The sequence below is a fragment of the Mycobacterium sp. Soil_C_30 genome (assembly GCF_057656995.1).
Genome location: NZ_JBDGJH010000008.1, coordinates 149,568 through 174,200, shown reverse-complemented (window position 1 = coordinate 174,200; position 24,633 = coordinate 149,568). Strand labels below are relative to the sequence as shown.

The 24,633-nt window shown below is 66.9% G+C and carries 23 protein-coding genes; 13 read left to right on the top strand and 10 right to left on the bottom strand.

Translation table 11 applies throughout. The features are described from left to right. The first annotated feature begins 3 nt into the window (after nt 1–3). The gene (locus AC3A6P_RS17350) at nt 4–1,533 is read left to right on the top strand and encodes an amidase (RefSeq protein WP_487692898.1); all 1,530 of its coding nucleotides are present in this window, start codon (nt 4–6) and stop codon (nt 1,531–1,533) included. Beyond that, nucleotides 1,530–2,633, top strand: coding sequence for an acetamidase/formamidase family protein (locus AC3A6P_RS17345; RefSeq protein WP_487692897.1), 1,104 nt, complete (start codon nt 1,530–1,532; stop codon nt 2,631–2,633). The genes AC3A6P_RS17350 and AC3A6P_RS17345 overlap by 4 nt, the downstream gene beginning before the upstream one ends. Nucleotides 2,634–2,635: 2 nt before the next feature. On the opposite strand, the gene AC3A6P_RS17340 is transcribed toward AC3A6P_RS17345, so the two are convergent. Next, the gene (locus AC3A6P_RS17340; protein ID WP_487692896.1) at nt 2,636–3,514 is read right to left on the bottom strand and encodes a helix-turn-helix transcriptional regulator; all 879 of its coding nucleotides are present in this window, start codon (nt 3,512–3,514) and stop codon (nt 2,636–2,638) included. Between the two features lie 112 nt (nt 3,515–3,626). On the opposite strand from AC3A6P_RS17340, the gene AC3A6P_RS17335 reads away from it, so the two are divergent. Together AC3A6P_RS17335 and AC3A6P_RS17330 are read left to right on the top strand one after the other, a co-directional pair. Further along, nucleotides 3,627–4,535, top strand: a complete 909-nt coding sequence (locus tag AC3A6P_RS17335) for an MBL fold metallo-hydrolase (protein WP_487692895.1) — start codon at nt 3,627–3,629, stop codon at nt 4,533–4,535. Continuing rightward, nucleotides 4,528–5,943: a carboxylesterase/lipase family protein gene (locus AC3A6P_RS17330; protein WP_487692894.1), complete on the top strand. Its 1,416-nt coding sequence runs from the start codon at nt 4,528–4,530 to the stop codon at nt 5,941–5,943. Before AC3A6P_RS17335 ends, AC3A6P_RS17330 begins: the two co-directional genes overlap by 8 nt. Nucleotides 5,944–5,952: 9 nt before the next feature. On the opposite strand, the gene AC3A6P_RS17325 is transcribed toward AC3A6P_RS17330, so the two are convergent. The 3 genes from AC3A6P_RS17325 to AC3A6P_RS17315 are packed head-to-tail and all read right to left on the bottom strand — an operon-like array spanning nt 5,953 to nt 10,457. Then, nucleotides 5,953–7,302, bottom strand: a complete 1,350-nt coding sequence (locus AC3A6P_RS17325; RefSeq protein ID WP_487692893.1) for an MFS transporter — start codon at nt 7,300–7,302, stop codon at nt 5,953–5,955. A 36-nt stretch (nt 7,303–7,338) separates the two neighbouring features. Continuing rightward, complete coding sequence (locus tag AC3A6P_RS17320; RefSeq protein ID WP_487692892.1) at nt 7,339–9,030, bottom strand: dihydroxy-acid dehydratase domain-containing protein; 1,692 nt, start codon at nt 9,028–9,030, stop codon at nt 7,339–7,341. Continuing rightward, entirely contained in the window at nt 9,027–10,457 is a 1,431-nt protein-coding gene (locus tag AC3A6P_RS17315; protein ID WP_487692891.1) for an FAD-dependent oxidoreductase, read from the bottom strand. Before AC3A6P_RS17315 ends, AC3A6P_RS17320 begins: the two co-directional genes overlap by 4 nt. Nucleotides 10,458–10,517: 60 nt before the next feature. Here AC3A6P_RS17315 and AC3A6P_RS17310 point away from each other — a divergent pair, with 60 nt between their 5' ends. From AC3A6P_RS17310 to AC3A6P_RS17270, 9 genes are all read left to right on the top strand, one after another. Continuing rightward, nucleotides 10,518–11,174 carry a GntR family transcriptional regulator gene (locus AC3A6P_RS17310; RefSeq protein WP_487692890.1) on the top strand — a complete coding sequence of 219 codons (657 nt, stop codon included), beginning with the start codon at nt 10,518–10,520 and terminating at the stop codon, nt 11,172–11,174. Nucleotides 11,175–11,265: 91 nt separating this feature from the next. Continuing rightward, nucleotides 11,266–12,807, top strand: a complete 1,542-nt coding sequence (locus tag AC3A6P_RS17305) for an arylsulfatase (RefSeq protein WP_487692889.1) — start codon at nt 11,266–11,268, stop codon at nt 12,805–12,807. After that, nucleotides 12,808–13,716 carry an HAD family hydrolase gene (locus AC3A6P_RS17300; RefSeq protein ID WP_487692888.1) on the top strand — a complete coding sequence of 303 codons (909 nt, stop codon included), beginning with the start codon at nt 12,808–12,810 and terminating at the stop codon, nt 13,714–13,716. After that, complete coding sequence (locus AC3A6P_RS17295) at nt 13,700–14,575, top strand: formylglycine-generating enzyme family protein (protein ID WP_487692887.1); 876 nt, start codon at nt 13,700–13,702, stop codon at nt 14,573–14,575. The genes AC3A6P_RS17300 and AC3A6P_RS17295 overlap by 17 nt, the downstream gene beginning before the upstream one ends. Then, the gene (locus AC3A6P_RS17290; protein WP_487692886.1) at nt 14,572–14,718 is read left to right on the top strand and encodes a hypothetical protein; all 147 of its coding nucleotides are present in this window, start codon (nt 14,572–14,574) and stop codon (nt 14,716–14,718) included. Before AC3A6P_RS17295 ends, AC3A6P_RS17290 begins: the two co-directional genes overlap by 4 nt. A 60-nt stretch (nt 14,719–14,778) precedes the next feature. Beyond that, complete coding sequence (locus tag AC3A6P_RS17285) at nt 14,779–15,846, top strand: NAD-dependent epimerase/dehydratase family protein (RefSeq protein ID WP_487692885.1); 1,068 nt, start codon at nt 14,779–14,781, stop codon at nt 15,844–15,846. Next, the gene (locus AC3A6P_RS17280) at nt 15,843–16,601 is read left to right on the top strand and encodes an SDR family NAD(P)-dependent oxidoreductase (RefSeq protein WP_487692884.1); all 759 of its coding nucleotides are present in this window, start codon (nt 15,843–15,845) and stop codon (nt 16,599–16,601) included. Before AC3A6P_RS17285 ends, AC3A6P_RS17280 begins: the two co-directional genes overlap by 4 nt. A gap of 17 nt (nt 16,602–16,618) precedes the next feature. Further along, nucleotides 16,619–17,797, top strand: coding sequence for an AI-2E family transporter (locus AC3A6P_RS17275; RefSeq protein WP_487692883.1), 1,179 nt, complete (start codon nt 16,619–16,621; stop codon nt 17,795–17,797). Between the two features lie 217 nt (nt 17,798–18,014). Continuing rightward, on the top strand, nt 18,015–18,281 hold the full coding sequence (locus AC3A6P_RS17270) for a YdeI/OmpD-associated family protein (protein WP_487692882.1): 267 nt from the start codon (nt 18,015–18,017) through the stop codon (nt 18,279–18,281). A gap of 71 nt (nt 18,282–18,352) precedes the next feature. On the opposite strand, the gene AC3A6P_RS17265 is transcribed toward AC3A6P_RS17270, so the two are convergent. From AC3A6P_RS17265 to AC3A6P_RS17240, 6 genes are read right to left on the bottom strand one after another with little or no spacing between them, the layout of a single operon-like run. Further along, nucleotides 18,353–19,105 carry an enoyl-CoA hydratase/isomerase family protein gene (locus AC3A6P_RS17265; RefSeq protein ID WP_487692881.1) on the bottom strand — a complete coding sequence of 251 codons (753 nt, stop codon included), beginning with the start codon at nt 19,103–19,105 and terminating at the stop codon, nt 18,353–18,355. Continuing rightward, complete coding sequence (locus AC3A6P_RS17260) at nt 19,102–20,322, bottom strand: LLM class flavin-dependent oxidoreductase (RefSeq protein ID WP_487692880.1); 1,221 nt, start codon at nt 20,320–20,322, stop codon at nt 19,102–19,104. The genes AC3A6P_RS17265 and AC3A6P_RS17260 overlap by 4 nt, the downstream gene beginning before the upstream one ends. Next, nucleotides 20,319–21,695 carry an MFS transporter gene (locus AC3A6P_RS17255; RefSeq protein ID WP_487692879.1) on the bottom strand — a complete coding sequence of 459 codons (1,377 nt, stop codon included), beginning with the start codon at nt 21,693–21,695 and terminating at the stop codon, nt 20,319–20,321. Before AC3A6P_RS17255 ends, AC3A6P_RS17260 begins: the two co-directional genes overlap by 4 nt. Then, a complete protein-coding gene (locus tag AC3A6P_RS17250; RefSeq protein WP_487692878.1) occupies nt 21,692–22,639 on the bottom strand; it encodes a dihydrodipicolinate synthase family protein in 948 nt (315 codons plus the stop codon). Before AC3A6P_RS17250 ends, AC3A6P_RS17255 begins: the two co-directional genes overlap by 4 nt. After that, the gene (locus tag AC3A6P_RS17245) at nt 22,639–23,097 is read right to left on the bottom strand and encodes a GlcG/HbpS family heme-binding protein (protein ID WP_487692877.1); all 459 of its coding nucleotides are present in this window, start codon (nt 23,095–23,097) and stop codon (nt 22,639–22,641) included. The genes AC3A6P_RS17250 and AC3A6P_RS17245 overlap by 1 nt, the downstream gene beginning before the upstream one ends. A gap of 31 nt (nt 23,098–23,128) precedes the next feature. Continuing rightward, nucleotides 23,129–24,472 carry an NtaA/DmoA family FMN-dependent monooxygenase gene (locus AC3A6P_RS17240; RefSeq protein WP_487692876.1) on the bottom strand — a complete coding sequence of 448 codons (1,344 nt, stop codon included), beginning with the start codon at nt 24,470–24,472 and terminating at the stop codon, nt 23,129–23,131. Nucleotides 24,473–24,633: the final 161 nt, after the last annotated feature.

The window sequence follows — 24,633 nt, the reverse complement described above, 5'->3', positions numbered from 1 at the left end:
GCCATGGCTGTCCACCGACCCGGAGTCTCCGAACTCGAAACTATTTCCGCCCGATACGGTCTCGGGCTGTCCGCGGCCGACCTCGTGTCGTTCGCCCCGCTGGTGAAGGACGTGCTCGATTCGTGGGATGTTGTTGCAGAACTACACCATGAGATCGCGACGGCGCCGATAAGCAGGACATGGCAACAGCCCGAGGACAACCCGCTCGGAGCCTGGTACGTCCAGTGTGAAGTGACTGCACGGGGCACCGGCCCGCTCCGCGGTCGGACGGTGGCGATCAAGGACAACATCGCGGTGGCCGGCGTACCGATGATGAACGGCTCGGCGCTACTCGACACCTTCATCCCGCAGCTCGACGCCACCGTCGTCACCCGGTTGCTGGCTGCCGGCGCGATGATCACCGGGAAAGCGGTGTGCGAGAACCTCTGCTTCTCCGGCGCCTCGCACACCGCCGCCACCGGCCCCGTCCGCAACCCCTGGGATCACCGACGAACCACCGGCGGCTCGTCCAGCGGCAGTGCGGCATTGGTGGCCTCGGGTGCCGTCGACGTCGCGCTCGGCGGCGATCAGGGCGGGTCGGTCCGGCTGCCCGCCGCCTTCACCGGCATCGTCGGGCACAAACCGACCCACGGCCTGGTGCCCTACACCGGCGCCTTCCCCATCGAGCAGACCCTCGATCACGTGGGCCCGATGACACGGACCGTCGCCGATGCCGCACTCGTGTTGGGGGTCATCGCCGGGACGGACGGGCTGGACCCCAGGCAACATGGCGGCGTGAGCGTGCCTGACTTCACCGCCGAGCTCGCGCGGCCCACGGCAGGACTGCGGGTGGGTGTGGTGCGCGAAGGGTTCGGCCATCCGGAGTCGGTGCCCGGCGTGGACGAGGCCGTTCGCGCCGCGGTCGAGGTACTCAGCGGCGAAGGCCTTCTCTGTGAACAGGTTTCGGTGCCCTGGCATCGGTACGGCAAGAGGATCTGGGACGTGATCTCCATCGAGGGCGGCACCGCCCAGATGGTCGACGGTAACGCCTACGGCATGAATTGGCAGGGCCACTACGATCCCACGTTGATGGCGCACTACGGCGGCAGGTGGCGGGCCGACGGAACCCTCTTCCCGGATACCGTCAAGCTCGTCCTGCTCGCCGGACGCCACACCATCGACCGTAATCATGGCGCCCATTACGGGATGGCGCGCAACCTGGTGCCGCATCTGCGTGCTGCCTATGACGAGGCCCTCGGACGCTACGACGTACTCGTCATGCCCACCACCCCGATCCTCGCCAGCGTGATCCCCGACGCGGACGCCACTCTCGAGGAATCCATGGCGCGGGCCCTGGAGATGATGGCGAACACTGCGACCTTTGACGTCACCGGGCACCCGGCGTGCAGCGTCCCGGCGGGCATGGTCGACGGCCTGCCCACTGGCATGATGATCGTGGGCAGACACTTCGACGACGCGACAGTGCTACGCGTCGCGCACACTTTCGAGCGTGCCCGCGGAGGCTTTCCGTCTCCCCCGGATACGGCATCATGAGCGCTGTGCACGAGATCGAACTCGATCTGACCTCACCGCTGGTTGACGACCCCAGGGCCGGTCACAACCGATGGCATCCCGACATCCCGGCGGTATTGCATTGCAACCCTGGAGACACCGTCTCACTCCGCGCTCGCGACGGGTACGACGGCCAGATCACCCGGGACTCCACTGCGGCCGACGTGCTGCTGATGGACGCCACCCGGATTCATCCGCTCACGGGCCCCGTGCACATCGAGGGCGCGGAACCGGGAGATCTGCTGGTGGTCGATGTGCTGTCGGTCGAAACCGGCGACTTCGGTGCCACGCTGAACATTCCCGGATTCGGATTCCTGCGTGACGAGTTCACCGAGCCGCACATCGTGCGCTGGGAGATCGCCGACGGTTTCGCCCGTTCCGTTGATCTACCGGGCGTGCGGTTGCCCGGTGCGCCCTTCATGGGCGTGATGGGGGTGGCGCCGTCCCGGGAACTGTTCGAGCGCACCAAAGCCGCGGAACGACGGGCCGCCGACGACGGCGGTCTGGTCGAACTGCCGAACCCCGTCTCGGCGGTGCCGCCGGACCGCCCAGATGACCCGGCTCGCCGCACCATCTCCCCCACCGAAGCCGGCGGCAACATCGACATCAAACACCTCACGGCGGGAAGCCGGGTGTATCTACCGGTCTGGGTACCCGGTGCCCTGTTCTCCGTGGGCGATGGACACTTCGCCCAGGGTGACGGTGAATCCTGCGGTGCCGCAGTGGAAACCACTACACGGGTGGTAGTACGCCTCGACCTGCGCAAGGGATCCGCAGTCGATCTGCGGCACCTGAGCTACGAGCGGCTGACCGTAGGCCCTCCTGACGTGGCGAGCCGGCCGCACTTCGCGGTGACGGGCACCCCGGTCGACGCCGACGGCCGGATCCATCCCGAGGACCTCAACCTCGCCACCCGCAATGCGTTGCGTCACATGGTCGATCACCTCGCCGGCGAACGCGGTTTCACCCGTGCGCAGGCTTATGCGCTGTGCAGCGTCGCCGTCGACCTCCGGATCAGCCAGCTTGTCGACGTACCGAACGTGCTGGTTTCGGCAATGGTGCCCACCGACATCTTCGAGTGAACTCAGCGGTCAGCCGGTACCGCGACAGGGCCTGGCCTGTCCCGGACCTGGGTGGCCAACAGGTCGAGCGTGTCCGCCGACGGCGATCCCGGGCTCGCCGTCACGATGCACACGGATTGCCCGGTGGCCCGCGCCACCCCCAGGTTGTGCTGGGTGACGGTCAGCGGTCCAAGCGTCGGGTGCCTCAGCTGGTATGAGTCCGCTTCACACGGTTTGACCCGGTGGTCACGCCACAGTGCGACGAATTCTGGGCTCTTCATCGACAATTCACCGATCAGAGCAGCCAGCGCCGGATCATCCGGGTAACGACCGGCGACGTGGCGCAGGGCACCGACGACGGCGCGTGACTTGCGCTGCCATTCTACGTAGAGCTCGCGAGTGTGGTTGTCCAAGAACAGCATCCGCGCCAGATTGGGTCGATCCACAGGACGATGTACCGCGTCGCGGTCCAGGTGACCGGCCAGCAACGCGTGCCCCGCCGAGTTCCAGGCCAGGATGTCCAGGCGAACGCCGACCACCAGCGCAGGCAGGTTCCCCAGAGACAGCAGCAGATCCCTGGTCAACGGGTCGACACGTTCGGCAGGAATCCTGGTCGCCCGTCTGGGTCGGGCGCCGGCCAGCGTGTGCAGGTGTCGTTGTTCGTGCTCGTCGAGGCGCAGCGCCCTGGCTATCGCATCGAGCACCGCGTCGGAGGCATTGACGGACTGGCCCTGTTCCAGGCGGGTGTAGTAGGAGACGCTGACTCCGGCCAGCTGAGCCAGTTCCTCACGGCGCAGCCCGGCCACGCGGCGTCGTCCTGACACCATGGTCAGCCCCAAGTCGTGCGGATCGAGTTGGGCACGCCGGGCACGCAGGAACTCCCCGAGGCTGGTGTACGTCATATCTCCACTATCGCTCTTTGCGCGCATCCGCGCCCCGTCGGTTCCTGACCCTGCCAGTGATAGGCATCGCCGGGGCTGGTTGCGGCGGTACACCAGCCGGACCCTGGGAGACATGGACAAACTCGAACTGGGCGACGTCTCGGTCACCCGCGTCATGGAATACTTCGGATCGGTCGACCTGTCGCCGGCAACCTTCTTCCCGGACAGCTGTCATGAATCGTGGGAGGCCAATCAGGACTGGCTGGTGCCTGACTTCTACGACCCCGGTTCCGGGATGTGTGTATCCGCCCTGCAGACCTGGGTACTGCGCAGCGAGGGCAAGACGATTCTCATCGACACCGGCGCCGGGAATCACAAGGAACGCCCCGGCACGGTCTGGGACCACCTCGAGACGGACTTCCTGGGCAACCTCGCACGAGCAGGTGTCCGACCCGACGAGGTGGACGTCGTCGTCAACACCCATCTGCACAACGATCACGTCGGGTGGAACACCGTCCTGCGCGACGGCGAGTGGGTGCCGACCTTCTCGAACGCCACGTACCTGATGTCGCGCGCCGACTTCGAGTTCTGGAACCCCGCCAACGGCCGGCCGTCCCGCCTCGGTGACAGAAGCCGGATCGTGTTCGAGGACAGCGTCGCTCCGGTGCACGATGCCGGACAAGTCCAGCTTTGGGACACACAGCTGGACATCGACAGCAATCTTCGGCTCGACCTGGCCCCGGGCCACACTCCGGGATCGTCGATCCTGCGCCTCCAATCCGGCACCGAGCGAGCGGTGTTCGTCGGCGACCTGCTACACACTGCGCTGCAGGTGATCGACCCTGACATCAACAGCTGTTTCTGCGAGGACCCTGCCCAGGCCATGGCCACCCGGCGGCGGGTACTCGCTCAGGCGGCCGATACCAACACCCTGGTGTTCCCTGCGCACCTCGGTGGGCACGGCGGTGCCGAGGTGCGTCACCAGGGCGACGGCTTTGCGATCAAGAAATGGGCAGCGTTCGCGCGGGTGACCGATGTCTGAGGTGATCGTGGCCACCGCTACCGGCGCCGTCCGCGGGATCAACGGTGCTGCGGGGTCGGTGTTCCTGGGTGTTCCCTACGCGGCACCGCCGACAGGTCCGGCCCGGTTTGCGGCCCCTGCAACACATCTGGGATGGACAGGTGTTCTCGATGCCACCCGGCCAGGGCCGGCAGCGCCCCAGAAGCCACGCACCGGGTTCGGTGCGCTGAACATGTCGCCGTTCTTCGGGGTCGCCCGCGTGGGCGATCCGGACTATCTGAAAGTCAATGTCTGGGCCCCGGAAGGCGCCACCCAGCGGCCGGTGATGGTGTTCGTGCACGGCGGCGGGTTCGTCTCCGGCTCCACCCGATCGCCGCTGTACGACGGCGCGACCTTCGCGCGGGACGGCGTCGTGCTGGTGACAGTCACCTACCGACTGGGCGTCATCGGCTTCCTGGATGTGGCTGACGCCCCGCCCAATCGCGGGATGCTCGACGTGTTGGCCGCACTGCGGTGGGTGCAGACCAACATCGCGGCGTTCGGCGGAGATCCCGACAATGTGACACTGTTCGGGCAGTCAGCCGGGGCCACCATGGTCGGGGCTCTCCTGACCGTGCCTGACATCGGAGTGCTGATACGGCGGGCGATCATCCAGAGTGGCAACGGGGTTGGCGCCTTTGATCTCGAGCAAGCCGCCCGTGTCACCCACCGTGCCGGTCTGCTCCTCGATACAGCACCCAGTTCGACCACGTTCTCGAGCTTCTCCGATGGTCAGCTGGTCGAGCTGGGCGCTGCGCTGACGGGGGTCGATCTGCAGACAGGCAGCCGTTGTGATCCTCTTGTGGGGCTCAGTCCGTTCAGTGTGGTGCTGGAGCGTCAGCCCGCGGAGGTGGTCGCGGCGGGGTTCGGCGCACAGGTCCCACTCCTCATCGGCACCAACGCCGAGGAGGGCAATCTCTATTTGGCGCCGCAGGGTGATCTGGACAGGTCCTCGGAGACCGATGTGCGTGAGCTGGCCGCACGTAGCAGCGCAGATCCCGACGCGACTGTCGCCGAACTGCTTTCGCGCCTGCCCGATTCGACTTGGGGTGAGAGACGCTCTGCTCTGCTGAGCGACGCACTCTTCGGCGCAGGCACGCGGCAGCTCGTGGACGCGCACACATCACGTGGCGAGGCGCCGCTGCACGAGTATCGGTTCATCTGGCGGTCGCCGGCCCTCAACGGACGGCTGGGTGCCGCGCACGCGGTCGAACTGCCGTTTGTCTTCGACTGTATCGACGAGCCCGCGCTACGCGGCTCCAGTGGACTGCTGGGGCCGCTGACCCCGCCACAAGCGCTGGCAAGCGAGATGCACCGGTCATGGATCGAGTACGCGTCAACCGGTGATCCCGGGTGGGCGCAGACGCACCGCCACGAGTTCACCGGTTGACACACCAACTCAGAGTGAGGTGGCCTTGGCCGAATCCGTCGTCGCGTCCTCGGGCTCGGCCGCCTCCACGATGTCACGCCGGTTGGTCTCCGGTCCGTACGCCAGCGCCACCATCGTCAGCGCGGTCAGGATTCCCAGGTACACCACGATCACCCACCAGTGCCCGAACGCGGCGATCAGCGCGGTGGCGATCAGCGGCAAGAAGCCGCCGGCCAGCACCGAACCGATCTCACGGGCAAACGCGAATCCGGACAGCCGGGTGCGCGTGTCGAACAGTTCGGCGAAGTAGGCGGCCTGGGGTGCGAGCATCGCCGGGTACAGGATGCCGAGTCCGACAACAAATCCCAGGATCAGCAGCGGCGCACTCAATGACTCCAGCATCAGGAAGAACGGCACCAACCAGATGACCGAGAGCAGCGCACCGCCGGCATACACCGGGCGGCGGCCCACCAGATCGCTGACATGCGCCCAGATCGGGATGAACAGCACCTGCACCGCGGACGCGATCACCACGGCCAACAGGGTGGTACTGCGCTCCACCCCAAGAGTGTTCACCGCGAATCCGACGGCGAAAACCGGGAACAGGTAGGCGAAACCGTTCTCCGCCATGCGGGCTCCGATCACCACCAGGAAGTTGCGCGGGTTACGCCGGATAGCCTCCAACACCGGGATCTTCGTCGCTTCGACCACACCGGCCTGTTCAGCCTCCACGGCCTTCACGTACGCGTCGGTCTCGTCGATGCTGCGACGGATGAAGTAACCCACGATCAGCAACACCGATCCGAGAAGGAACGGCACCCGCCAGCCCCAGCTCTGGAACGCGTCCTCGGGCAGCAGGGTGGCGAGTTGGAACACTCCTGTCGACAACAACGTCGCCAGCGCGAACCCGGCGGGTGCCCACGCACCGGCGAGTCCCCGGCGCTTCTGGTCACCATGTTCGACGGAAAGCACCACGGCGCCGGCATATTCGCCCCCGGCACCGAAGCCCTGCAGCAGCCGCAGCACGATCAGCAGGATTGGCGCCCACACACCGATGGCCGCATAGTTGGGTAGCACACCGATCAAGGTGGTGGCCACACCCATCAGCACGATGGTGAAGACCAACATCTTCTTGCGGCCCACCTTGTCGCCCATGTTGCCCAGCACGATGCCGCCCAGCGGCCGCGCCAGGAAACCGACGGCATAGGTGGCGAACGCCGCGAGGGTGCCGACGGTGGGGTCGACGCTCGGGAAGAACTGGCTGTTGAGCACCAATGCTGCTGCGGTGCCGTAGATGAGGAAGTCGTACCACTCGAGGGTGGTGCCGACCAGAGCGGCGATCCCGGCCTTGCGGGCCTGCTTGGATCCAACGGTTGTCATGCGACGGAGTCCTTCGGTGAGGTGAAAGGTGTTGTGTCAGCGAGCAGGTCGACGCAGGACGGCGCCTCCTTGGATTGGGCCGACGAGGGCGGCGTACTGACCGAGCCAGCCCCGCTCCGGGGCATCGCCTGCGGCGCGTACCGGCGCACCGTCGCGGACAGGGTGCACGTCCACACGCCGGGCGTCGAGATCGATGCTGATGGTGTCTCCGTCCTGGAGCCCGGCCAGCGGTCCACCGTCGGCGGCCTCGGGCATGACCTGCCCCACCACCAGACCGTGGTTGAGTCCGGACAGTTCCCCGTCGGTGACAACGGCAACGTGCCCGCCGAGTCCCGCACCGTTGAGCGCGGCCACGAAGCTGGCGGCGAACACCGTTCCCGGTCCACCGCGTGGGCCCATGCCGCGCAGCACGATCACATCGCCGCGCTCGATCCCGCCCTGGCCGAGCGCGGCGATCGCGTCGTCCTCACCGACGAAAACCTTGGCAGGACCTGTGAAGTCACGCCGGGTGGCTTTACCGACGCCCGCTACCTTGACAATGGACCCGTCCGGTGCCAGCGAGCCACGCAGGATGATCAGGCCGGGCTCGTCGTTGATCGGGTCGTCGAGCCCGTGCAACACGTCGCCGTCGGCGGCGCGGGCCTGCTCGGCGCGTTGGGCCACGGTGCGGCCGTCGACGGTCAGGGCGTCGCCGTGCAACCGCGGCAGCAGAGTGCGCAGCACCGTCTGGACACCGCCGATCCCGTCGAGGTCCCACACCTGATGCGCGCCGTTGGGGCGGATCGCCGCCAGTTGCACGGCATCGCGGCCGAGTTTCTCGAACAGACCCACCACATCGACATCGAGGTCGGCCTCCGCGGCGATCGCGGTGAGGTGCCGAATGCAGTTCACCGAACCACCCAGTGCCAGAGCCACTTCGATGGCGTTCTCGATGGCGGCATCGGTGATCACCTGGCGCGCGGTCAAGTTCTCCTCGACCATGGCCACGATGCGCCGGCCGGCCGAGCTGGCGTTGGCCAGCATGGCTTCGGAGTTGGCGCGGGTGGGCGCCGAACCAGCGATGGTCATGCCCAGCGCCTCTGCAAGGCAGTGCATGGTGTTGGCCGTCGCCAGCCCCGCACAGACGCCGGGGCCTTCGATGGCTCGGTCGGCCAGTTCACCGAGTTGGTCGACGGTCATGGTGCCCGACGCCAGAGCGCCGACGGACTCGTACACGGTGTCGATGTCGACCGAACAGCCGCTGTACCGGCCGCCCTTCTGGTAGCCGCCGATCACCACGATCGACGGTAGATTCAGTCGTGCCGCCGCCATCAGATGCGCAGGGGTGGTCTTGTCGCAGGACGACAGGAACACGATGCCGTCGAGCACCGCACCCTCGACCGCGGACTCGACGTCATTGACGATCAAGTCCCGGGTCGGCATCAGGTAACGGGCTTTGCGTCCGGCGCTGGTGACGAAATCGCTTGGCGCCGTGGTGCGTATCTCGAACGGTAAGCCACCGGCTTCACGGATCGAGTCGGCCACCCGCACCGCCACATCGTCGAGGTGGGCGAAGCACACCGACAGTTTCGACGAGGTGTTGACCACCGCGATTTTCGGCTTCTGTTGATCGTCCACGCTGATGCCCATGGCGCTCCACTGCGCGCGGCGCACCGCCCACCGGGTGCTGCCCGGGGTGAAGTTGCTGCGCAAGCCTCCGTCGGTGGCGCGTTCGAAGTTGTCGGTCATGCGCTGTCCCTTTCCTTGTGCACTGCGCTTTCCGTGTGCGCTGCGACCGGGGTCGCGGGCGAGAGCGCACTTCCGTTGGCGATCATGCGGTCCTGGACGGTCCGCACGTCGAGTTCCCGGTAGGCCACTCCGGAGTCGAGCGAGGCCAAGGTGGCCACGGCGGCGGCGTGACCGTATTCGAAGCACTGCGCGGTCACGCGCGCCGAGGCCAGTGCCTGGTGCTCAGCGGACAGGCAGCGGCCGGCGACGATGATGTTCTCGCCACGCTCGGGGACCAGCGTCCCGAAGGGTACGTCGTAGTAATCGTCGAGCAGCCAGTGCAGTTTCGGCCGCTGACCATCGTGCAGTTCGATGGGCCACGGTGACCGGCAGATGGTGTCGGACCGTTTGGTGCCGTTGACCACGTCGCTGTCCAGCAGCGTCTCCACCCCGGCCACGGTGCGGGTCTGGCGGATTCCGGCCTCGACACCGGTATCGACGACGAAGGCGTCGGCGCACCCCGGGATGGCTTCGGCGAGGAATCGGGCGTATTCGCGGACCTGGCGGCGTCCACCGATCTCGGCGAGGGTGAAGTCGGCGGGGTCGATGACGTTGAGCATCCGGCCATCGGGTCCCGTCAGCCGGGTTGCGTTGACCAGCAGCTCATCTGGTCTGCTGGTGGCGAAGACCCAGATCTTGTTACGTGGCAGGTCCTGTCCTGCGGACCGAGCCACTTCGATGGCCTTGGATACCCAGGGCGGGCTGATCGTGTCGGGACCCCAAGCGGCCCAGAACGTCTCGAGGTCCACATTGCCCAGCCTGAAGAACATGGTCGGGTTCTGGATACGGCCGTCATCGCCGAATCGGTAGGCGCCTCCGCCGCGGGCGACGACCGCCCCGTCGCCGGAGGCGTCGATGATGCGGGCGGCGCGGATCACGGCGACACCGGCGTTCGACGCAACCACCAGACCGCGGTATTGCTCCCCTTCGGTCACGACGTCGAGCACCTGTGTGTGGAACAGGATTCGCACGCCGGCGGCGGTCAGCAGATCATCGGCGGCCTCGCGCCACACCAGCGGATCGTGGGCGGAGGTGAACGTCTTGCCATATCGCTGCGGCTCGGTGAGGCCGCCGCGGGCGGTCAACTCTCCGGCGAATCGTTCGGTGAACCCGTAGACCACCTGGTGGGGCCTGGCGGCGTCCTCCGACGCCAGGTACATGCCACAGATGGTGCCCGACATCCCGGCCACCGCAGCACCGCCTGCGAATCCGTACTTCTCGAGCACCAGGACCGATGCGCCCGCTTCAGCAGCCACGGTGGCCGCGGCGACACCGGCGGCACCCGCTCCGACCACGGCGACGTCCACGTCGGCGAGCACCGGCAATTTGCGAGCAGCCACCTCCCCACAACCGGCATCCAACCGCCATTCAACCGATATATCAGTCATAGACGGACCGTACATGGACTGTCGCGATAATGTCTACCCCGTGACAGACAAGGCACCGACATGACCGGCGTCACCCCGAACAAGTCCGATCAGGCGTTCCTCGACATCGAGCGGATGATCGTGTTGCAGGAGCTGGCACCCGGCACGCTGGTCTCGGAGAAGCAGCTGATGGAGCGAACGGGCCTGGGTCGCACCCCGGTCCGCGAGGCCTTGCAGCGGCTCGCGCGCGAACGGCTGGTCGAGATCCACCCGAACCGCGGCGTGTTGGTGCCGGTGGCCTCCATCGAGGCGCAGCTGAAGCTGCTGGAGCTGCGCCGCACGCTCGAGCCGTTCGCCGTCCGCCTCGCCGCGCTACGCGCCAGCGCCGAGCAACGCGCCACGGCCCGCCGGCTCGCCGACGACGTACTGGGCGGACCGCTGTCGGTCGAGGACTTCTCCCGGTTCCTGCGATCAGCGCATGCCCTGGTGGTCAGCGCCACGCACAACGAGTTCGTCGAAGTTGCCATGGCTCCCTTGCAGGGCCTGTCCCGGCGGTTCTGGTTCGGCAACCTCTCCGCACCGGCCGATGATCTGGCCCGGGCCGCCAAACTGCACCACGACATTCTGGCGTCGATCGCTGAGGGCGACGGCGACGCCGCCGAGACGGCCTCCCTGGCGCTGAACGACTATCTGTTCGATTTCACCTATGCGACGTTGCCGCAACGACGAGACCAGTAGTTCGTGAACTACCTCACCTGACGTCCGTCAACCGAATAGCGTTGTCCCCGCCTGGCCCAAGCAGGGCCGCGTGGGGAACGGAGACTCGAGCATGCCGAACGGCAAACCGAACATCCTGGTCATCTGGGGCGACGACATCGGCATCACCAACCTCAGCTGCTACAGCGACGGACTGATGGGATACCGCACCCCCAACATCGATCGCATCGCCACCGAGGGCATGCGGTTCACCGACTCCTACGGCGAGCAGAGTTGTACCGCCGGCCGGGCCGCGTTCATCAGCGGGCAGAGTGTCTATCGCACCGGGATGAGCAAGGTCGGCGTGCCGGGGGCCGATATCGGTTGGGCCGCCGATGATCCCACGATCGCCGAGCTCCTCAAACCTCTCGGCTATGCCACCGGGCAGTTCGGCAAGAACCATTTCGGCGATCTCAACAAGCACCTGCCCACGGTGCACGGTTTCGACGAATTCTTCGGCAACCTCTACCACCTCAACGCCGAGGAGGAGCCGGAGAACCCCGACTACCCGGACCGGGAGCAGTTCCCCCGCATGTACGAGGCGGCGCGGCCCCGGGGAGTCCTGAGGTGCTGGGCCACCGACGAAGTCTCAGATGAGCCCGATCATCCACGATGGGGACCGGTGGGCAGACAACGCATCGAGGACACCGGTCCGCTGACCCGCAAGCGGATGGAGACCATCGACGACGAAACCACCGAAGCCTGCGTCGACTTCATCAAACGTCAAGCCGCGGCGGACACCCCGTTCTTCGTGTGGATGAACACGACGCACATGCACCTGTTCACCCATACCAAACCCGAAAGCGTCGGACAGGCCGGCCGCTGGCAGTCGCCCTATCACGACACCATGATCGATCACGACCGCCATGTGGGGCAGATTCTGGACGCGGTCGACGAGCTCGGCATCGCCGAGGACACCATCGTCATCTACTCCACCGACAACGGCCCGCACGCCAACACCTGGCCCGACGGCGCCACCACCCCGTTCCGCAGCGAGAAGAACACGAACTGGGAAGGTGCGTTCCGGGTGCCGGAGTTGATCCGCTGGCCCGGCAAGATCGCCGCCGGCTCGATCTCGAACGAGATTGTGCAGCATCATGATTGGCTTCCCACTTTTCTGGCCGCCGCCGGCGAACCCGACATCGTGGAGAAGTTGAAGGCGGGTCACGCGGCGGGTGAGAAAGAGTTCCGAGTCCACATCGACGGGTACAACCTGCTGCCATACCTGACCGGCGAGGTCGACGAGAGCCCACGAGAAGGCTTCATCTACTTCTCCGACGATGGCGACGTCCTGGGTCTGCGCTACGACAACTGGAAGGTGGTGTTCCAGGAACAGCGCTGCCAGGGCACGCTGCAGGTGTGGGCCGAGCCGTTCACACCGCTGCGGGTGCCCAAGCTGTTCAACCTGCGCACAGATCCGTTCGAACGCGCCGACATCACCTCGAACACGTACTGGGACTGGCTGATTCGCCGCGGCTTCTTGGTCTTCTACGCCAGCGCGATCGTGACGCAGTTCCTGGAGACGTTCAAGGAGTTCCCGCCCCGGCACGAACCGGCCAGCTTCACCATCGACCAGGCGTTGGAGAAGCTCCACGAATTCCTGGCGAAGGACTAAATGCTGGACTCATGGAAAGACGGGCCCACGAAGGCGGCCATCGTCGACTTCGTCGCGCTTGTCACCGCTCCCGGAGAAAGCTATGTGGCGCCGGAAGAACGCATCGCCGTGTTCGACAACGACGGAACACTGTGGTGTGAGAAACCGGCCTATGTGCAGCTGGACTTCCTGGTGCGCCGGCTCGCGCAACAGGTGGCCGAGGATCCGTCGCTGGCCGAGCGCCAACCGTACCGGGCCGCCGCGGCCGGCGACCTGCAATGGTTCGGCGCCGCCGTCACCAAGCACTACGAGGGTGACGACAGCGATCTGAAAGTGCTTGCGGCGGGGATTCTTTCCGCCAATGCGGCGATCTCCACCGAGGAACATGCCGAACGGGTGCGCACGTTCTTCGCAGACATCCGTCATCCCACCCTGGACCGCCCCTACACCGCCACGGGCTACCCGCCCATGGTCGAGTTGTTGCGTTACCTGGAGGCGCACGGGTTCACCAACTACATCGTCTCCGGCGGTGGACGCGATTTCATGCGGCCGGTCACCGGGCCGATGTACGGCATTCCGCCGGAGCGGGTGATCGGCAGTTCGGTCGGACTGATCTACCAGGACGGTCGGCTGTTCACCACCGCGCAGGCAGAGTTCCTCGACGACGGCCCCATCAAGCCGGTCCGCATCTGGAGCCGCACCGGCCGCCGCCCGATCTTCGCCGCCGGTAACTCCAACGGCGACATCGAGATGCTGGAGTACACCACCTCCGGTGTGTTGCCGTCGCTGGCGCTGCTGGTCAAACATGACGACGCGGCCCGCGAATTCGACTATGTCGCGGGCGCGGAGAAGGCTCTGGAGTTGGCGGCGGCTCGCAAGTGGTCGGTGGCCAGCATGCGCGACGATTGGACCCATGTCTTCAGCGAGTGACATGGTCTGGATCCCGGGGCAGACGGCGATGGTGGGTTCCGACGACCACTATCCCGAGGAAGCCCCGGCACACCAGGTGACGGTCGACGGGTTCTGGATCCAGCCCCACCAGGTGACGAATGCCGAATTCGAACAGTTCGTTTCGGCCACCGGTCACGTGACGGTCGCGGAGCGGCCGCTGAACCCGGCGGACTACCCCGGGGCCCCTCCCGAGAACCTGCAGCCCGGTTCCATGGTGTTCCGGCGCACGCCCGGGCCCGTCGACCTCCGTCACCTGTCGCAGTGGTGGACATGGACACCCGGCGCCTGCTGGAACCATCCGCGTGGACCGCGCTCCGGACTCAGCGGCCGCGACCACCACCCCGTCGTGCACATCGCGTTCGAGGACGCGCAGGCCTACGCCGACTGGGCGGGCCTGCACCTGCCGACCGAAGCCGAGTGGGAGATCGCGGCCCGCGGCGGGCTCCCGCACGCCGCCTACACCTGGGGCGAGGAACCCGAGCCGCCCGGTCAGAAGCTGGCCAACTACTGGCACGGCGAATTCCCGTACCTGCCCGACACCGGCTACGGCCAGTCGGCGGCGGTGGGCAGTTACCCGCCCAACGGTTACGGCCTCTACGACATGGCAGGCAATGTCTGGGAGTGGACCACCGACTTCTACAGCTCGGACCGGGCCAGCGCATCCTGCTGCGCCGAGGAGTCCAGAGACCCGCAGTCCGGGGTCGCGCGTCGTGTCATCAAGGGTGGATCGTTCCTGTGCGCCGACAGCTACTGCCGGCGCTACCGCCCGGCTGCCCGCCGGCCCCAGGCCGTCGACACGGGGATGAGCCACATCGGGTTCCGCTGCGTCCGGCGATGAATTCTGATCAGGGTGATTCGCTGCCGTTGCGGCTGCTGTCGTCGACGGCCTTCTCCACAGGAGTGCGGTACGTGGTCTACGGCCCGGGTGGCGAGAGCAGGTCCGCAGGTTATGACGAGGCCAAGACGCACCTTCCTCAGTGACCCGACGGGCCTCACCTAGTAGGGTCTGGAACACGTTCCAGATCGGGCTGAGGGAGACGCATGACGGTACTGGTCACGGGGGCATTCGGCTTGGTCGGATCCGCCACCGTCGCTCATCTGGCCGCCGAGGGGCGCCGGGTCGTCGCCACCGACCTCGACATCCCCGCCAACCGTGAGGCGGCCACCAAACTCCCGCCCGGAGTGCTGGTGCGCTACGCCGACCTGACCGACCCGGCCGCCGTCGACGCCCTGTTCGCCGACGTCGTGCCCACGTCGGTCATCCACCTGGCCGCCGTGATCGCCCCGCATTGTTACAGCCGCCACGCACTGGCCAAGAAGGTGAATGTCGACGGCACCGCCAATCTGCTGGCCGCCGCCACCAGGCAGGCGGCGCCACCGCGATTCGTGCTCGCGTCCAGCGTCGCGGTGTACGGGCCGCGCAACCCGCACCGCATCACCGACGTGCTGACCGCGGACACCCCGGTGGCGCCGTACGACATCTACGGGGCGCACAAGGTCGAAGCCGAAGGACTGGTGCGCGCCTCGGATCTCGACTGGGCGATCCTGCGCCTGGGTGGAGTGCTCACGGTGGCACTGCAATTCGATCTCAACCCCGATTTCATCTTCTTCGAAGGCCTGCTGCCCACCGACGGGCGCATCCAGACCGTCGATGTCCGCGATGTCGCGCGTGCCTTCGCCAACGCCACCACCGCCGACTGCCTGGGCGAGACGCTGCTCATCGGCGGCGACAGCACCCACCGGCTGACCCAGGGCGACATCGGGCCGGCCACCGCCGCGGCCATGGGTCTGGTGGGCGGGCTGCCCATCGGACGCAAAGGCGACCCCAACAGTGACCTCAAGTGGTTCGCCACCGACTGGATGGACACCAGCCGGGCACAGGAAGTGCTTGACTTCCAACGTCATTCGTGGCCGGAAATGCTGATCGAGACGGCCGAGAACGCGGGCTGGAAGCGGCCGCTGATCAGACTGGCCGCGCCCATCGCCCATCAGATCCTCACGCGGCGCGCCGCCTACTACAAGGCGCCGGGAATCTACGCCGACCCATGGGGTGCCGTCACCGCCAAATGGGGCGACCCGCGTCCGGAGACCGCGAAAGGCCAGCAGTGACGCGGCACGCCGTCGTCGTCGGCGGCGCCTCCGGGATCGGCTGGGCTATTGCGCAGACCCTGGCCGCCGACTCGACGGTGACCATCGCCGACCGCAACGTAGACGGGGCACGGCAACGCGCCGCCGAACTCGGTGCGCCCCACGCGGGCGCGTTCGTCGACGTCACCGACGAAGCCTCCGTGCAGGCGCTGTTCGAGGGCATCGTCCCGGACGCCACCGTGAACTGTGCCGGCTTCAGCGGCTTCAGCCCCATCACCGACCTGGACGTCGCACAGTTCCGGGAGGTGGTCGACGTCTGCCTCACCGGCGGCTTCCTGGTGCTCAAGCACGCCGGGCAGCGGATGGGCGAGGGTGGCTCGATCGTGTCGCTGACATCGCTGAACGCGCGGCAGCCGGCGGTCGGGATGAGCGCCTATTGTTCGGCCAAGGCCGGGCTGGCAATGCTGACGCAGGTGGCTGCGCTCGAACTCGGGCCGCGTGGCATCCGCGTCAACGCCGTCTCCCCCGGGTTCGTTCCGACCCCGCTCACCGAGCCGGCCGCGATGATCCCCGGCGTGGTGGAGGAGTACGTCGAGAACACCCCGCTCGGACGCACCGGCACGCCGCAGGACATCGCCGACGCCGTGGCGTTCCTGTGTTCGGACAAATCCTCGTGGCTGACAGGTGAAGTCATCGACCTCAACGGTGGCGCCCACCTGAAGCGCTACCCCAACATCCACGAGCATCTGATGAAGTTCGCAGGTCAGACACCGTAGCCCTCTACACTGGCGCGATGCTCGACGACTTCACGCGCACACAAAAGCGCGCCCTGGCCGTTCTGCTGGTCATCGCCTTGATCTTCGGCGCGTACTTCCTGCGTCGGTACTTCATCCTGATAGTGATCGCCGCAGTGGCGGCGCACCTATTCAACCCGCTGTACGTGCGGCTCAACACCCGGTTCAACAACGCCATCTCGGCGACGCTGACGCTGCTGGCGGCCGTCGCGACCGTCGGAATCCCGCTGGGACTGGTGGGGTTTCTGGCATTCCTGCAGATCGGCCAGATGGTCGAGAGCATCGGCCACTGGGTCCAGCGCACCGACCTCAACGCGCTGGGCATCCGCCTGCTCGGCAGCGCCAACGAACTCCTCAACAGGGTGCCGTTCATCGACATCAACTTGACGCCGGATTCCTTGCGCGGTTATGCGGCTCAAGCCGGCCAGACCATCGGGCAAGCGGTGTTGAACTTCGCGAGCGCGTCCGCCGGCGGGGTGGCCTTCGCTCTGGCCGCGGCCATCATCTTCCTCTACGTGTTCCTCTCGCTGCTGACCAATGCCGACCAGGTGCTGAACCTAATCCGTAAGCTCAATCCGCTGGGCGAAGAGGTGTCCGATCTGTACATGGCCAAGATCGCCGCGATGGTGCGGGCAACGGTCAAGGGCCAGTTCATCATCGCCGTGTGCCAAGGCGTGGCGGGCGCCCTGTCCATCTACATCGCGGGCTTGCACGAGGGTTTCTTCATGTTCGCCATCTTCTTGACGGCCCTGGCGTTCATCCCGCTTGGCAGCGGCATCGTGACGATTCCGCTCGGTATCGGTATGGCCTTGACGGGCAACGTGGTTGGCGGCATCTTCGTAGTGGCGTTCCACATCATCGTGGTGACCAACATCGACAACGCCCTGAGACCATTCCTGGTGCCGAAGCAGGCCTATCTGAACCCGTCTTTGATGCTGCTGTCGGTCTTCGCCGGGCTGGGAATGTTCGGCTTCTGGGGTATCGTGCTGGGCCCGGTCATCATGATCATGATCGTCACCACCATCAGCGTCTATCTCGCTGTGTTCAAGGGCATTCCGATGGATCAGCCGGACGAGGACGAGGACGACGACGACAAAGGGCCCTCACGCTGGCGGCGGTTGATAGAGCGGATCGGCGAGCGGCGACAGAAAAGGCCCGCTGCCACGCCGGTGTCCTGAAGGGCTCCGCGGTGCTATGCCGGCGCGCACCCCACGGCTGCAGTCGCGGGGGTTCAGCAGAACCCCCCGCGACCCTGGGGTGCGTCCACGGGCCGCTGTCGACTGGAAACGAGCTACCTGGTGCACCGTAGGGCGGTAGTCACCACTCGAATGGCCCTGAACCGTCGCCCTACGCTGCATCTCGGCGTAGCACGCCGTGGGCGCTACCCTCACACCCATGCCCCCACAAGTACCTGGCGGAGCGGTGCACAAGCTGCCCGCAGATCTGCGCGCCGCACTTCTCGGCAACACCGAGGCGCTGACGGCTTGGCAGGACATCACGCCGTTGGCGCGCAACGAGTTCATCTGCTGGGTCGAGGACGCCAAACAGGACAAGACCCGCGAGCGCCGGATCCGCCGCACCCAGGAGGAGCTGGAGGAGGGCAAACGACGGCCGTGTTGCTGGCCCGGATGCAAGCACCGGGAGCGCACCGGCAAGGCCTGAACGGCCGTGCACGGGGTGCCACCTAGCTGAACATCTGCGCGCCAGGAGGTTTCAGCGTGTTCGACGGGGGGTCAGGCCTCGTGACCGCCCGGGTACTCGGGGCGCCCCGCCGACAGCCACGCGTCGAGTTCAGCCACGGCCGCGGTATGGGGATCGGCCAGAGTTCCGGCGCGCAGTCTCGTCGAATAACTCTTGAGCAACCGCAGCGCGCCGGGTTCGGTGCCCGTCAAGCCGTCACACAGCTGTTCCGCGGCGTCGTCTAGTTTGGCCTCCGGCACGACGCGGCTGACCAGTCCGAGGGACAGCGCCTCCGTGGCGGGTACATCGCGGCCCGTGTAGACGAGATCAGCGGCGGTCCGCGGTCCCACTAGTGCAGGGAGATACTCCGCGACGATCAGTGGTGCCAGGCCATGGCGCACCTCGTCGAAGCCCAGTGTCGCAGTGTCGGCGGCGATCGTCAGGTCGGACTGGACCGCCAGCCCGCTGCCGAACCCCAACGCCCGACCCCGGATGACGCAGACGCTGATCCCCGCGAAGTCGCGCAGCAGGGTGTTGGCCTCGAGGATGAGGCCCAGGGATTCCGCCTTGGTGACGCCCGGGACCTTCTCCTTCTGATCCCGTCCGACACAGAAATCGTCGCCCTCGGCGCGTAGCACGAGCAGCAGCGAGCGGTGGGCGTGGGCGGCGCGCAGCGCGTCGAGGAACTGCTGCATCGCGCCGTAGGTCAGCGCGTTGGCGGTTGCCGGGTTGTCGAGGGTGACGGTGGTGACCGGCCCGTCGTGCTCGGCGCGGACCAGCGCGCGGGCGGACGTCTCGATGGTCATGGCGCGTTCTCTTCTCCGGTGGTGGGCAGTGAGTTCACGTCGGGCACCCGCAGTCCCCGCGACGCCAGGATGGGCAGCACCGACTCGGCGAAGAAGTCGAGTTCGGGACCGTAGTCGTAGAAGCCCAACTGCACCCCGTCGACACCCGCCCGGTGCAGACCTTCGAGTTGGTCGGCGACATCGGTGGGGCTGCCGATGATCTGCAGATGCCCGCCGAGTACCCGGTCGGCCGGGACATGCTCGGGCCAACCGTGGGCGTCGCCGGCACGGTGGCGCGCGTCGTAGTTGGCGATCGAGGCGGTGTCCGCCCGGGACACGATCGCATCGCGGTAGGCGTAGGCCGCCTCGCGAGTTTCCCGGCAGACCACCATCGGGAAGATGATCGTTTTGTGCTGCCGGCCGGTCCGTTGGAAGGCCGCGCTGATCTCCGCGGTGATCGCCGGGATCGATCTCATCGCGTCGGCGTACGGCGCACCCGAGCGACTGGAGGTGAAGACGATGTCGGAATGGTGTGCCGCGTAGTCGAATCCGGCGGCAGATGCGCTCGCCGACACCATGATCGGGCGGCCGAAGGCCGGACGCGGAGACACGTACGCTCCCTCCAGGTCGTACCATCTGCCGTGATGGGTGAGGTCTTCCTCACCGGCCCAGAGGTCCTCCATGATGGAGGCGAATTCGTCAGCGCGCAGGTATCTCTCGTCGTGCTCGATACGGTCCATCCCGAACATCAGCGGTTCGCGGGCGTCGTACCCGGTCACGATGTTGAGACCGAACCGGCCGCCGGCGATGTGATCGGCGGTCGCGGCGAACCGGGCCAGATGCAGCGGATGCCACGATCCGTAGAGCACATGGACCGTCGAGATGGTCACCATCCGCGTCGTCAGCGGTGCCAGCGCGACCGTCGAGATGAAAGGGTCCAGGAAGTTCTCCCGGTAGTTCGTGTCGCCGCCGAATCCGCCCTTCTTGACCCACTGCTGGAGACCGAAAACGAAGTCGAAGCCATGGGATTCGGCCGCAAGGGTGAGATCGCGGTTGTAGGCGAAGTCCCAGCGGGTGCTCCTCGGGTACGTCGACTGAGAGAACCCGCCGGTCTGGGTGGGCAGGAACAGACCGAGCATCAGCGGTTGCCGCGCGATGCGCGACAACGGGCTCGACGGGTCGTCCAGTGGCGACGGTGGCCGGTGGAGGGCACGCCCGGTGGAGGTGGGACTCGTCACTGGGAAACTCCCTGCGGGACGTCGGCGACAGCGGCCGGCCCGGGCAGCGTCGTGCCGCGGGTCTCCGGTCCCAGGAACCAGGCGGCGAGGACTCCCAATCCGTAACCGGCGCAGCCGATCACGACGGCAGCCTGGGAGATCGAACCGAAGGTGCTGATCAGCGACGCGCTGATCAGAGCGCCGATGGCCGCGGGAAAACGGGCCAAGTTGAACACCAGGGTCATGCCGGTGGCGCGCACATTGGTGGGGAACAGTTCACTCGGGTACAACGCGAGCCAGGTCATCTGGCCGAGGGTGAAAAAGCCGTTGACCGCAGCCCAGAACACCAGGGAATCCCGACTGTCGGGCAGCAGGAACATGCACGGGGTGACCGCGACGGACGCCAGGAAGAACGCGAAGATCACCGGCTTACGGCCCAGCAGGTCGGCCAGCCAGCCGTTGACGAGGTAGCCGACCACGCCCGCGGCGTTGTAGGTGAACACAACCAGGGTGACCGCACTCGGGACATCGTCGGTGACACCGGCCAGGACGGTGCGGGCGTGTGCGGGAATCCACGTCGAGACCGCCCACCAGCCGACCATCGACGCGAGTGCACCGATCGAGAGCATCACGACCCGCCGGCGGTACACCGGGTGCGAAAAGACTTGACTGATAGTGGGTTTGAGCAGTTCGGCCGCCTGCTCGCTGCGCAAAGCTCCCGACGACAGCGCGGTGGACAACGCGCGCCGTTGCTGATCGGCCTTGATCCACATCGGCGAGTCGGATGCGGCTCTGCGGATGTAGAGCACGAGCAGGGCCGGAATCACGCCGAGGGCGTACATCCACCGCCAGTCTCCGGGGTTGCCCTGGTTGACGAGCTGCCAGACACCGGTGGCGATGAGGAAGCCGACGCCGAAACCGCTCTGCAGCAGCGCGATCCGCAGACCGCGACGCCGTGGGGGTGCGGTCTCGGCGACTAGCGAACTGCCCCCGCCCCATTCGGCACCCATACCCAGGCCGGTGAGGAAACGCAGCAGGAGCAGCACGCCGTAGGCCGGTGCCAGGGCGGTCAGGCCGGCGCAGATCGAGTACCAGAGAATCGAGACGATCATGACGCGCCGCCGCCCGAACCGGTCTGCCAGGACTCCGGAGGCCAGGCCGCCGATCGCCCAGGACAGCAGCGTGATGGCGAGGATGCCGCCGACGTAGTGGGGGTTGGCCTCGGAGGCTCCCGGGCCCACCAGGTCGTTCACGATGAAGGATGCCACCAGCACGGTCGCGAATGTTTCGTAACCGTCGAACATCCACCCGAGATACGCACCGGCGAAGGCGTGCCGACTACCGTTCGGGCGATCGGCGGCACCGCGTTCATCGGAGGGAAGTGTCTGGGTCACGGTCGGGGACCTTTCGAAGAGAGTCCGGCACCCGTGGGGACCGGGAGGAGGGAGCCGAGGTCTGCTGCGGTGAGGTGCTGGGCCAGGCGCTCGGCGTCGGCGGCGGGCATGGGCCCGAAGGGTGCCGCGGGCCCGCCGAGGTCATGCCCCAGCGCCGCCATCGCGGTCTTCATGGTGGTGGTCAGGCCGTATCTCCCCCACAGGCTGGGGAATTGGCGGAAGTGGCGTTGCCATTCGGCGGCCTGGGTATGGTCGCCTTCGCGGTGGGCCGCGACCACCCGTGCGCCGATTGCGGTGCCCGGCGGAGGCATCATCGCCCCGGAGCCGCCGAGCAGCAGCGTCGGCAGCAACGCCTGCATGGTGGTGTAGTACCGGGCGTGGCCGGCCGAGTCGATCTCGGCGCATAGCCGGCCGATCTTGATGAGGTCGCGGGAACTCTCCTTGAACCCCACCACACCGTCGATGCAGGCCAGTTCCACCATGGTCGGCGCATCGGTGTCGGTGCCCTGAGATGGATTGTGGTACACGATCACCGGCAGTGCGCTCGCGGTGGCGATGCGTTCGAAATACGCGACCAGATCGGCGACACCCGCGGGGTTGCCACCGGGATGGCGGGGCATGAGCACCTGAATGAAGTCGGCTCCGGCGTCGGCTGCAGCCTCGGACAGCCGCAACACCTCGAGGACGTCGGGATGCGACGCGCCGGCCAGCACGGGAACCCGCCTGTCGATGGTGTCGATGGCCGCCCGCAGCGTCGCGAGACGGTCTGCGGCCCGCAGGATCTGGTACTCGGAGACCTCGGCGCCCAGCAGCGAGATCGCATCGCAGTGGCCCACCATTAGATCGAGGAGCCCGTCGAGACGTTCTTGATCCACGCCGTTGTCCTCGGTGAACGGCGTCAGCGCGGCGCCGATGATCCCCGTGGGGGGCAGAGCGGAGGCCATCAGTGCGCCCCGGCTGCAGGCGCCGGCAGCTCGACGGGTTCGCCGACGGAAGCGCGGTTGATGGCGTGGGCGGCCACGTCGTCGTCCTGTGCCGCTGTCCCCCCGCTCAGGCCGATGCCACCGATCACGTTGCCGCCCACAATGATCGGGATGCCGCCGGCAATGACGTTGAAGCGTCCGTCGTTGGTTTGGTTGATACCCCACGCGGGTCCGCCGGGCTGCGACACCCGGCCGTAGAACGAGGTGTGGTTGCGCGCGCCGGCGGCGGTGAAGGCCTTGTCGATGGCGATCGACACGCTGGTGATCTTCGCGGTGTCCATCCGGTCGAACGCGACGAGGTAGCCGCTTTCATCCACCACCGCGATGCACATCGGCACGCCGATCTCGAGTGACCGTTCGGTGGCCGAGGCGATGAGGGCCCTGGCCTCGGCCAGGTCGATCCGGGAAATCTGGAGCACAGCTTCTCCTTCGAGTGTGGGACGTGCCGGGTTATCGAGGCACGGCCGAAGCAGCGGCCGTGAGCCCGAGGTCGTCGCGGAAGGTCTGGCCCCGGTATTCGGTCCGGAACAGACCATGGTCGTGCAGGCGGGGTACCACCTCGTCGACGAATCGGTGGAGGCCGTCAGGCAGGACATCGATCATCAGGTTGAAGCCGTCGACCGCACCGGATCCGTACCAGTCGGCGATCAACTCGGTGACGTCGTCGGCCGTGCCGACCACCTGCACATGCCCACCGCCATTGCGGTACAACAGCTCCCGTACGGTCAGGTTCTCCTCGGCCGCCAGCCGGACCACTGCATCACGGAATCCGTGCGAGGCGTTGAACGACGCGTTCGCGCGGATCAGGTCGGCCGGCAGCGGCTTGTCGAGTTCGAGCGCGTCGACCGGGATGCCCACGCGCACAGCGAGCTTGCGTAGTTCGGCCTCGGCACTCAGGTCATCGAGTGCCCGTTTGCGCTCGCGCGCCTCGGCCCGCGTGGAGCCGATGATCGGTACCAGCCCCGGCATCACCTTGACCGAGTCCGGGTTGCGACCCAAAGCCGTGGCACGGCGCCGGATGTCGGTACGGAATTCGGTGGCGGCCGAGCGGGTGTTCTGCACGGTGAACACCACGTCGGCGGTGCGGGCCGCGAGCCGGCGTCCGGCTTCGGAAGCTCCGGCCTGGAACACCACGGGGTGCCCCTGCCGGGTGCGGGGCAGTGTCAGTGGCCCGCGGACGGAGAAGTGTGGGCCGATGTGGTCGACGGGCGCGACCTGACTGCGGTCGGCGAATCGGCCGCTGGCCTTGTCCCCGGTCAGGGCATCCTCACCCCAGCTGCGCCACAGCGCCAGCACCACGTCGAGCGCCTCTTCCGCGCGCGCGTACCGGTCGTCGTGCCTCGGCAGACCGCTCGCCCCGAAGTTCGCCGCCACGTCGGGGACGAACGTGGTGACGACGTTCCACCCGGCCCGGCCGCCGCTCAGGTGGTCGAGAGCAGAGAAGCGCCGCGCCAGGTTGAACGGTTCGTTGAAGGTGGTCGACGAGGTCGCCACCAGGCCGAGCCGGTCTGTCACGCTGACGAGCGAGGAGAGCACGACGACGGGGTCGAGGGCACCGAGATTGGGCCGCTCCAGGTTCTCCTCCGAGAGGGCCAGCGTGTCGGCGAGGAAGAGTCCGTGCAGGACACCGCTCTCAGCGGTCTGCGCGACCTCTTTGTAGAAGTCGAGTGTCAGGTAGTCGAACGGATCGCCCGCACGCTGGCGCCAGGCACCGAGGTGCATGCCGACGCCCATCGCGGTGACGATGAGGATCAGCGAGTCCGCGGCGGTGCCGGCGACTCGCGGTGCGGTCACGGGGTTCACTCCTGGAAGCTGGTCAGATGCTCTGTCGACGTCTGTCGACACATGTCGACGCATATATTCAAGGCGTCGCACCAACGTCGTCTCAAGGGTTCTGCTCAGCGTGAGCATTTGTCCGGAGAAGTTCGTGTTCGTGGGGTCCATCGGGTAGAAAC